At 72.2% G+C, this 9861-nt stretch carries 8 protein-coding genes; 1 reads left to right on the top strand and 7 read right to left on the bottom strand.

All coding sequences use genetic code 11. The features are described from left to right. Positions 1-1032, bottom strand: a 1032-nt coding sequence (locus TR48_RS03130) for an alkaline phosphatase family protein (RefSeq protein ID WP_042364287.1), incomplete at its 3' end; no start/stop codon positions are given. 239 nt (positions 1033-1271) lie between these two features. On the opposite strand from TR48_RS03130, the gene TR48_RS03125 reads away from it, so the two are divergent. Beyond that, the gene (locus tag TR48_RS03125; protein ID WP_042364286.1) at positions 1272-2504 is read left to right on the top strand and encodes a multidrug effflux MFS transporter; all 1233 of its coding nucleotides are present in this window, start codon (positions 1272-1274) and stop codon (positions 2502-2504) included. 208 nt (positions 2505-2712) lie between these two features. Here TR48_RS03125 and TR48_RS03120 read toward each other — a convergent pair whose 3' ends face one another. The 6 genes from TR48_RS03120 to TR48_RS03095 form a co-directional block, all read right to left on the bottom strand. Further along, positions 2713-3327: a TetR/AcrR family transcriptional regulator gene (locus TR48_RS03120; RefSeq protein ID WP_042364285.1), complete on the bottom strand. Its 615-nt coding sequence runs from the start codon at positions 3325-3327 to the stop codon at positions 2713-2715. Between the two features lie 37 nt (positions 3328-3364). Beyond that, a complete protein-coding gene (locus TR48_RS03115; protein ID WP_042364284.1) occupies positions 3365-4144 on the bottom strand; it encodes an ABC transporter permease in 780 nt (259 codons plus the stop codon). After that, positions 4141-5214 (bottom strand): ATP-binding cassette domain-containing protein, encoded by a 1074-nt coding sequence (locus TR48_RS03110; protein WP_084728728.1) that lies wholly within the window; start codon positions 5212-5214, stop codon positions 4141-4143. The genes TR48_RS03115 and TR48_RS03110 overlap by 4 nt, the downstream gene beginning before the upstream one ends. A 268-nt stretch (positions 5215-5482) precedes the next feature. Beyond that, on the bottom strand, positions 5483-6151 hold the full coding sequence (locus TR48_RS03105) for a PadR family transcriptional regulator (RefSeq protein WP_042364283.1): 669 nt from the start codon (positions 6149-6151) through the stop codon (positions 5483-5485). A gap of 70 nt (positions 6152-6221) precedes the next feature. Beyond that, entirely contained in the window at positions 6222-6935 is a 714-nt protein-coding gene (locus TR48_RS03100) for a transglycosylase SLT domain-containing protein (protein ID WP_042364282.1), read from the bottom strand. A gap of 7 nt (positions 6936-6942) precedes the next feature. Further along, entirely contained in the window at positions 6943-9834 is a 2892-nt protein-coding gene (locus TR48_RS03095) for a DEAD/DEAH box helicase (protein ID WP_042364281.1), read from the bottom strand. Positions 9835-9861: the final 27 nt, after the last annotated feature.

Genomic DNA, 9861 nt, shown 5'->3' with positions numbered 1-9861 from the left:
CCCGTCGTTCTCGTCGTAGTTGAGGAACAGGACGGTGGAGTTGAACACGTCCGGCGTGGCGGCGAGCGCCTGGATGACCAGGTTGACGAAGTGCGCGCCGTCGTTGGGCGGGCAGTCGGGGTGCTCGGAGAAGGCCTGGTTGGCCACGACCCAGCTCACCTGCGGCAGCGTGCCCGCGGCGGCGTCGGCCGCGATGGCGGCGGCGATGTCGTCCGGCGTGGAGCCGGTCCTGGCCGGCACGGAGCCCATGCCGTTCTGCGCCAGCGGGCTCGAACTCGGCGCGCTGGTGAACTGGTTGAAGTAGGCCAGCGCGTTGTCGCCGTAGTTGTCGTTCGCGTTCTGGTAGACCTTCCAGCTCACGCCGGCGTTCTGCAGCGCCTCGGCGTAGGTCTGCCACTTGAGGCCGGACTCGGAGCCGCCGTCGTACGCCGGGCCGCCCGCGGTGCCGGAGGGGTCGATCCAACCCGACCACAGGTAGGTGCGGTTGGGGCCGGTCGCCGACAGGATCGAGCAGTGGTACGCGTCGCAGATGGTGTAGGCGTCGGCCAGCGCGTAGTGGAACGGGACGTCCGAGCGGTTCAGGTAGCCCATCGTGCGGACGGTGCCCTTGGCGGAGACCCAGTTGTCCATCTTGCCGTTGTTCCATGCGGAGTGCTGCGTCGACCAGGAGTGGTCGAGCGAGCCGTCGCACTGGGCGATCTGCTCCGAGGTCTGCCCGGCAGCCGGAGCGGTGGTGCTCATCTGCCACGGGTACTGGCGACCGCTGCCGTTCGGCTGGTCGAAGACGCTGTAGCCGCCGGACAGCTGGACGGTGGCGCGGTCGCCGAAGCCGCGCACGCCCTTCAGCGTGCCGAAGTAGTGGTCGAAGCTGCGGTTCTCCTGCATCAGCACGACGACGTGCTGGACGTCCCTGATCGTGCCGGTGGTGGCCGCGGCCGCACGCGGCGTGGAACCGGGCATGGCTTCCAGACCCAGAGCCGCGCCGAGAGCGGCGGCGGATCCGAGGAAGGTACGGCGGGTGACAGGCGCCACTGGGTCCTCCGGAGCTCGAGAGTTCGACCTGGGGACTATCGGGCCCGCAAGTGACGCGGATCCCGGTCCAAGGTGGCAGGGACATGAAGCGGAGCCTACTGTTTGGACCAGACTCGTTATCGTTTCGTGATCTACACGCCCAGCCCGGCGGATAGCGGTGGACACCTGAGCGCACTACCTTCCTGGGAAGGTATCGTGTGCCCTGCTGCCCCCGCCCCGACCCCGAGGAGCCGACCGCCGTGGACTCCGCAACCCTCGACCAGAGAACCGACGCCGCCGACCGCACCGGCCGCCGGGGCCGGCTACGCCTGGTCCTGATCCTCGGCGCGCTCTCCGCCTTCGGGCCGCTCTGCCTGGACATGTACCTCCCCGGCCTGCCGCAGCTGGCCGGGGACCTCCACGTCTCGGACTCCGCCGCCCAGCTGACTCTGACGAGCTGTCTGATCGGCCTCTCGCTGGGCCAGTTGCTGGCCGGTCCGCTCGCCGACAAGTGGGGACGCCGCCGCCCGCTGCTCGTCGGGCTCGGCGCCTACGCCGTCGCCTCGGTGTTGTGCGCGCTCTCGCCCTCCGCCTCGACGCTGACGGCGCTGCGTCTGGTGCAGGGGCTCGCGGGCGGGGCCGGGATCGTCATATCCCGGGCGATCGTCTCCGACCTGTTCGAGGGCGTCGCGGCAGCGCGGTTCTTCTCCCTGCTCATGCTCGTCAACGGCGCCGCCCCGATCCTCGCCCCGCTCTTCGGCGGCCAGTTGCTGCGGATCACCGACTGGCGCGGCGTCTTCGTCGCCCTCGCGCTGATCGGCTGCGCGCTGACGGCCGCCGCGGCCCTCGGGCTGCGCGAGACGCTGCCGACGACCGAACGCCGCCCGGGCGGCCTCCCCGACACCCTGCGCGGCATGGGCGCGCTGCTGCGCGACCGCGCCTTCGTCGGCTACGCGTTGAGCGGCGGCTTCGCGCTGGCGGCGATGTTCGCCTACATCTCCGGGTCCTCGTTCGTGCTCCAGAGCGTCTACGGGCTGAGCGCGCAGACCTTCTCGCTCGTCTTCGGCACGAACGCGCTCGGCATCGTGGCCCTGGGCCAGCTCAACACCGTGCTGCTGCGCCGCTTTCCGGTGGAGACCCTGCTGCGGACGGGCCTGGCCCTCAGCGCGGTGGGCGGCCTGCTGCTGCTCGCCTCCGTCCACTTCGGCTGGGGCTTGGCCGGGGTGCTGGCCGGTCTCTTCGTCCTGGTCTCCAGCATCGGCCTGATCGGCCCCAACGGCACCGCCCGCGCCATGGAGGGTCACAGCGGCCGCCGGGGCGCCGCCAGCGCCCTCGTCGGCCTCCTCCAGTACGGCGCCGGCGGCCTGGCCGCCCCCCTCGTCGGCCTCGGCGGCAGCGGCACCGCGATGCCGATGGCCGTCGTCGCCTGTTCCTTCGCCGTGGGCGGCGTGCTGACCTACGCAGTGCTGGTGGGGTGGCGGCCCCGCGCCTGAAATCGGTTGCCCCGCGCCAGCGTTCTCGCCGTAGTCTCAGCCTGTCGAGGCAGCCGCGGTCACCGTCGTCGGCGCTGCGGCGGCCGGCCTGTCGCCGCACCCGGTCCACCTCGTGCAGCAGGTCGATGTCACCTCCGACCGCCCGGACGGCTTCCTGGCCGCCCATCGCACCTCGCGCCTCGTCCTGGGCGCACCATCCCCGGAAAGCTCAGCTCGTGAGCCCCCGCTCGACCAGGTCGAGCGTCGCCTCCAGCATGGCGGTGCGGGTCGCGGGGTCGCAGACGGCGAGGGGGCCGTCGATGGTGAGGAGGGCGAGGCCGTGGAGGGCGGCCCAGGCGGGGAACTCCGCGTCCGGGCGGCGCGAGGCGGGCATGAGGCCGGCGGCGAGGAGGGCGTCGAGGGCGGCGGCGACGATCCGGAAGGCGCGGTACTCCCCCAGGGCCTCGGGACCGACCGCGAGTTCGCGGGCGCCGTGGCAGAAGGCGGTGCGGAAGAGGCCCGGTTCCGCCTCGGCGAAGCCGACGTACGCCGCGCCCAGGGCGCGCAGGCGCTCGCGCGGGCCGGCCTCGGGCGGCATCGCCGCCTCCAGGGCGTCCGCCAGCAGCTCGTGGCCGCGCTCCTTCGCCACCCGCAGCAGCTCCTCGTGGGAGGAGAAGTGCCGGTAGGCCGCCGCCGCGGAGACGCCCGCGCGGCGGGCCGCCTCGCGCAGGACGACAGCCTCGGGGCCGCCCTCGCGGGCGAGGGCGACGGCCTCGCGGGTGAGGGCGTTGGCGAGGTCGCCGTGGTGGTAGCGGGCGCGGGCGGCGGATCGGGTGTCGGACACACCCCGATTCTGCCGCCCGCGCCGCCGGAAGGAGGGATCAGACCGACTTCTGGTAGCTGCGGAAGGTCCGCATCGACAGCCAGACCGCCGCGGCGGACAGCAGCACCAGCCACCCGCCGTGGCTGAGCACCGACCACCAGTCGGCGTGCGCGGACATCGCCGAGCGACCCGCCTCCAGCGCCCAGTTGACCGGGTTGAACCGCGCCACGACCTGCATCCAGTGCGGCATCAGGGTGGTGGCCATGAACGCGGAGGAGAGGAAGGTGAGCGGCAGCAGAAGAAAGGTGTTGATGCCGATGATCGACTCCCGCTCACGGACCAGCATGCCGAGCGCGTTGGAGAAGGCGCCGAAGATCGTGCCGAGCACGGACGAGGCGACGATCAGCACGATCAGGCCCGGCGCGCCGCCGGGGTAGTGCGCGCCGCCGATCCAGCCCAGCAGCACGATGACCACCGACTGGAACGCCGTGGTGAGCGACTGCATCACCACGTTGGCGTTCATCAGCGCGCTGCGGCGCACCGGCGTGATGAGGAAGCGGTTCAGGGTCCCGCGCTCGATCTCCTCCAGCGTGCCCATGCCGGCCCACATGTTGGAGGAGACGGCGCTCATCACGATGACGCCGGGCACCAGGTAGTCCAGGTAGGAGCCGGACCCGAAGCCGGGAATCGTAGCGACCTTGCGGAACAGCGCCCCGAAGAGGAACAGCCAGATCACCGGTTGGATCAGGGTGATGATGAGATACGCGGGCTGCCGCAGGAAGGCCATGAACTGGCGCTGCGTCATGTACCAGGTGTCGCTGACGACGGCGGTGCTCATCGGTTCGCTCCTTCCGGGGCGGAGGAGTGGGCCGAGGAGAAGCTGCGGCCCGCGTAGCGGAGGTAGACGTCGTCCAGCGACGGGCGGGAGACGGTGACGGCGGCGACGCCGAGGCCGATCCGGTCCAGCGCGGCGAGCACCGCGGGCACCGCCGCCGCGCCGTCGTCGGCGCGGGCCGCGACGCGGCGGCCGGCGAGAGTGATGTCGCGGACGCCGTCGACGGAGCCGAGCGCACCGACGACGCGCAGCTCGTCCGCGGCGGGGCCGGACAGCTCGACGGCCAGCGCGTCCCCGCGCAGCTCGCCCTTGAGCTCGTCGGGCGTGCCCTGGACCACGACCCGGCCCCGGTCGACGATGGCGAGCCGGGCGGCGAGCTTGTCCGCCTCCTCCAGGTAGTGCGTGGTCAGCAGGATGGTCAGGCCCTCGGCGCCGGCCAGGCGCTCGATCTCCTCCCACATCGCCGTGCGGGCCTCCGGGTCCAGGCCGGTGGTCGGCTCGTCCAGGAACAGCACCCGCGGGCGGTGGACCAGCCCGATGGCGACGTCCAGTCGGCGCAGCATGCCGCCGGAGTACGTCTTCACCTGCCGACCGGCCGCGTCCGCGAGCTCGAAGCGCGCCAGCAGCTCGTCGATGCGGCGGGTCAGCTGCACGCCGCGCATGCCGTACAGGCGGCCCTGGAGCACCAGGTTGTCCCGGCCGGTCGCGACCGGGTCCGCGCCGGAGCGCTGGGCGACGACGCCGATGGCGCGGCGCACCTGGTCCGGCTCGCGCGCGACGTCGTACCCGGCCACCGTCGCGCTGCCGGAGTCGGCGGCGGCGAGGGTGGTGAGGATCTTGACCGTGGTGGACTTGCCCGCGCCGTTCGGGCCGAGCAGGCCGAAGACACTGCCCGGCTCGACGCTGATACTGAGCCCGTCGAGGGCGCGCACGCCCTCGGGCTGGGCCCTGCCGCCGCCCTTGGGGTGGTAGGTCTTGACCAGGTCGACCGCGTGCACGGCGGCGTCGGTGGCGTCCGGGACGCCTGGGTCGGGGACGACGCCGCGCGGCGTCGTCCTGGTCTCGGTGTTCATGACGGGGGATTCCCTCCGGTCGTCACGGCGGTGCGATTGATCGCTGCCGATCTACGACGGGGGATCCGGAGCTACGATGGAGCTGCGTGTTCCTCGTAAGCGCCGAATCCTGTTGCCGCAGGCCGGTCGCGAGGTTCCGGCCCCCGCTGGTGTTGCCGCACCGGGCGGGGGCTTTTCTGTTCTTCTCGTGGGTGAGCGTTCGTGGGTGAGCGTTCGTGGGTGCGCGTGCGTGGGTGCGCGTGCGTGGGTGCGCGTGCGTGGGTGAGCGTCAGTCCGGGCGCGGGAGCCCGCTCGTCCGCTCGTCCAGGTCGACCCACTCCTGCGGCGGCGCGCCGGTGACATAGAACTCACGCCAGCCGTCCATGCCGGTCAGGGTGTTCGTCTCCATCCGCCGCAGCAGCCCGCGGAGCCACTCGGCTTCGGCCCGCTGCATGGTGAGCGCGTAGTCGGCCTCGACCAGGAAGATCTCGGGCAGCACGGCCCGGCACTCCTCCAGGACCTCGGCCTGCACCGACACGCCGTCGTCCAGCGCGGCGAGCCGCTTGCGCAGCAGCGCCTCGACCTCGTCCGGCGGGAGCGAGCCCGCCAGCGAGAGGCCGGCCTCGAACTGCGGATACTCCTTCACCGGGACGCTGAGCAGCTCCGAGAGCCAGTCGCGCATCTCGGCGCGGCCGGTCTCGGTGATGCCGTAGACCGTGCGCTCGGGCCTGCGGCCGTCGCGCTCGGTGCCCTCCGCCGCGATGAAGCCGTGCTTCTCCAGGTTCTGGACCACGGTGTAGAGCGAGCCAAAATTGATCTTGATGCTGGCCTGCTTGCCACGCTGGCGCAGCACCTGAGCCATCTCGTAGGGGTGGCGCGGGGTCTCCGCGCACATCGAGAGCACCGCCAGCGCCAGCGGGTTGCTGAGCTTGCGCTGCTTGATGCGGCGCTGCGCCATGCCTCGCACCTCCCGATCACTCTTACTCGTAGACGAGTATATGAGCGCGGGTATAGCGCGTGTCAATACGCTATATCGCGATAGCCTTCCCGGCCTTCTCCCAGTTGGAGCGGGTGGTGTCGAGATACTGCTGCGCCTGCGGCCCGAGGGCGACGCCGCGCGCGAAGGCGAGCATGTTGCCGGGGCCCGTGTTGTAGCCGAGGGCCAGCAGCTCGTCCGTGGTCAGCGAGGCGACGTGGTGCGCCGGCAGCTCGTCGGCGAGGTCGTGCAGGTACCAGGCCTCGGCGCGGATGGCCAGGTCCGGGTCGTCGGGCAGGTCCAGCCAGGAGCGGTCGGCGAACGGACGGCCCTGCTTCACCTGGTCGAAGGTGGCCTGGTGCATGTTGGCGAGGCCGAGCGCGGCGGTCGGCTTCAGCTTGAGCCAGGCCTTCTCGAAGGACGGGTCGTGCGGCTTGTAGTCCTCGTCGTACAGCACGGCCATGACCAACTGCGGGTCCACGCCCGCCTCGTGCGCGCGGTCGCGCGCCTGGGCGGCGAACTGGGACGGGTCGTAGCTGCCGTGGTACCAGCTGCCGCCTGTCCCCGAGGTACTCGGTGACGGGCCGCCGGCGGAGGCGCCGCCCGCCGACGGCGAACCCGAGGCGGAGCTGGACGGCGCCGCCGCCGCGTCACCGGACGCACCACCGTGACCGTGCATCGCCACCCAGACGAGCACCCCCGCCACGGCGATGGCCAGCCACGCCCCCCAGGCCGAACGCCTGCGCTCCGCCCTCCCCCGGGCCACCGCGCCGTCACCCCACCGAGGAGTAGGCGATGATGCCGCGTCGGACGGAGTCCACGGCCTTGCGCGCGGCCGTACGGACCTCGCCGTCGGCCGAGGCGGCGTTCTGGATCTGGCCCAGCACGTCGATCAGCTGGCGCGTCCAGCGGACGAAGTCACCGGCCGGCATGTCGGCCTCGCGCAGCACCTTGTCCAGCGAGTCGCCCGAGGCCCAGCGGAAGGCCGTCCAGGCGAAGCCGAGATCGGGCTCGCGGCGCACCCAGCCCTCCATGGTGGAGAGCTTGTGCTGCTCCTCCAGCGCGTCCAGGTGGCCCCAGATCCGGACCATCGACTCCAGCGCCGGACGGGCCTTGCCCTCCGGCACCTTGACCGCGCCGGCCTCCTCGTCGCCGCGCCGGGACTCGTAGACCAGCGCCGAGGCACAGGCAGCCAGCTCGGCCGGGGCGAGACCGTTCCAGACGCCCTCACGCAGGCACTCCGAGGCCAGCAGGTCGAGGTCGCCGTAGAGGCGGCCCAGGCGCTTGCCGTGGTCGGTGACGCTGTCGGCGTTCAGGTAGTCCAGATCCGTCAGCAGCGCGCAGACCCGGTCGAAGGTGCGGGCGATGGTGTGGGTGCGCGAGCGCATCCGGCGTTCGAGCTGCTCGGTGTCGCGCTTGAGCCGGTCGTAGCGCTCGCCCCAGCGGGCGTGGTCCTCGCGCTCGTCGCAGCCGTGGCACGGATGCTGCCGCAGCTCGGCGCGGAGCCGCGCGATCTCGGGATCGTCGGCGGCGGCAGCGCGGCCCTTGCGGACCCGGCCCGGATCGATGTGCCCCGCCTTGCTGCGCAGCGCGGAAGCGAGGTCGCGACGGGACTGCGGGCTGCGCGGGTTGAAGGACTTGGGGATGCGCAGCCGCTCGATCGGCTCGACCGGCACCGGGAAGTCGATCATCGCGAGACGCTTGACCTGACGCTCGGCGGTCAGCACCACCGGGCGCGGCCCGTCCTGGTACTCGTGGCCGCGGCCGTTGCCGTATCCGCGGGTGCCGTGCCGGGAGACCGGCGGCAGGCCCGGATCCAGCACCAGCGCGAGCCCGGCGAAGCGGCCGGTCGGCACGTGGATGACGTCGCCGGGGCGCAGCCGCTCCAGCGAGTCGGCCGCGCTGGCCCGGCGCTGCGCCTGCCCCTCGCGGGCGAGCAGCTGCTCGCGGTCCTTGAGCGCGCGGCGCAGGCCCATGTACTCGTCGAAGTCGCCGAGGTGACAGGTGACCGCCTCGCGGTAGCCTGCCAGGCCCTCCTCGTTGCGCTGCACCTGCCGGGCGATGCCGACGACGGACCGGTCCGCCTGGAACTGCGCGAAGGAGGTCTCCAGCAGCTCGCGGGCGGTGTGCCGCCCGTACTGGGAGACGAGGTTGACGGCCATGTTGTACGAGGGCTTGAACGAGGAGCGCAGCGGATAGGTACGCGTGCCCGCGAGCCCGGCGAGCGCGGCCGGGTCCAGGCCGGGCTGCCACAGCACGACGGCGTGGCCCTCGATGTCGATGCCGCGCCGCCCGGCGCGACCGGTCAGCTGGGTGTACTCACCCGGCGTCACATCGGCGTGGGTCTCGCCGTTCCACTTGACCAGCTTCTCCATCACGACCGAGCGGGCCGGCATGTTGATGCCGAGCGCCAGCGTCTCCGTCGCGAAGACCGCCTTGACCAGCCCGCGCTGGAACAGCTCCTCGACGACCTCCTTGAAGGTCGGCAGCATGCCCGCGTGGTGCGCGGCGATGCCGCGCTCCAGCGCGTCGAGCCACTCGAAGTAGCCGAGCACGTGCAGGTCCTCGGGCGGGATGTTCTCCGTCCGGGACTCGACCAGCGCGCGCACCTCGGCGCGCTCGGCGTCGTTGTTGAGCCGCAGACCCGCGTGGAGGCACTGCTGGACGGCGGCCTCGCAGCCGGCCCGGCTGAAGATGAAGGTGATCGCCGGGAGCAGGCCCTCGGCGTCCAGGCGGTCGATGACCTCGACGCGGCTCGGCGTCCAGGCGCGGCCCGGTCTGCCGTTCGACATCGATCGGCCGCGGCCGCGCCGGTCGAAGCGGTCCCGCCCGGCCCCGCGCCGGTCCTGCTCGGCGCGCGCGAGGCGCACCAGCTCCGGGTTGACGTCGGCCTCTCCCCCGCGCCCCGCACCGCCCTCGCGCTTGCGCCCGGAGGCGCGCTCCTCGGCCACGCGGGAGGTGAACAGGTCGTACATCCGGTGCCCGGCCAGCACGTGCTGCCACAGCGGCACCGGACGGTGCTCGGAGACGATGACCTTGGTCCCGCCGCGGACGGTGTCCAGCCAGTCGCCGAACTCCTCGGCGTTCGACACCGTGGCGGAGAGGGAGACCAGGGTGACCGACTCGGGAAGGTGGATGATGACCTCCTCCCACACCGCGCCGCGGAAGCGGTCGGCGAGGTAGTGCACCTCGTCCATGACCACGTAGCCGAGCCCGGCGAGGGTGGAGGACCCCGCGTAGAGCATGTTGCGCAGCACCTCCGTCGTCATGACGACGACGGACGCCTCGCTGTTGATGGTGTTGTCACCGGTCAGCAGGCCGACCCGGTCGGGACCGTAGCGCTTGACCAGGTCCTGGTACTTCTGGTTCGACAGCGCCTTGATGGGCGTCGTGTAGAAGCACTTGCGGCCCTGGTTCAGCGCCAGGTGCACGGCGAACTCGCCGACGATCGTCTTGCCCGAGCCCGTCGGGGCGGCGACGAGCACGCCCTCGCCCGCCTCCAGTGCCTGGCATGCCTCCACCTGGAAGGCGTCCAGCGGGAAGTCGTACAGCTGGCGGAAGGCGTGCAGGGCGCTGGCCTCCTCCTTGGCACGCTGGCGCGCGGCGGCGTAGCGCTCGGAGGGGCTCAGGGTCTCGTCGGCGGCGGAGAGGTTCTGATCTGTCATCTCGCCTAGGAGCGTACCCGTCCGGAC

The organism is Streptacidiphilus neutrinimicus (assembly GCF_000787815.1).
Lineage (GTDB): Bacteria > Actinomycetota > Actinomycetes > Streptomycetales > Streptomycetaceae > Streptacidiphilus > Streptacidiphilus neutrinimicus.
This window is presented reverse-complemented; position numbering and strand designations above follow the sequence as displayed.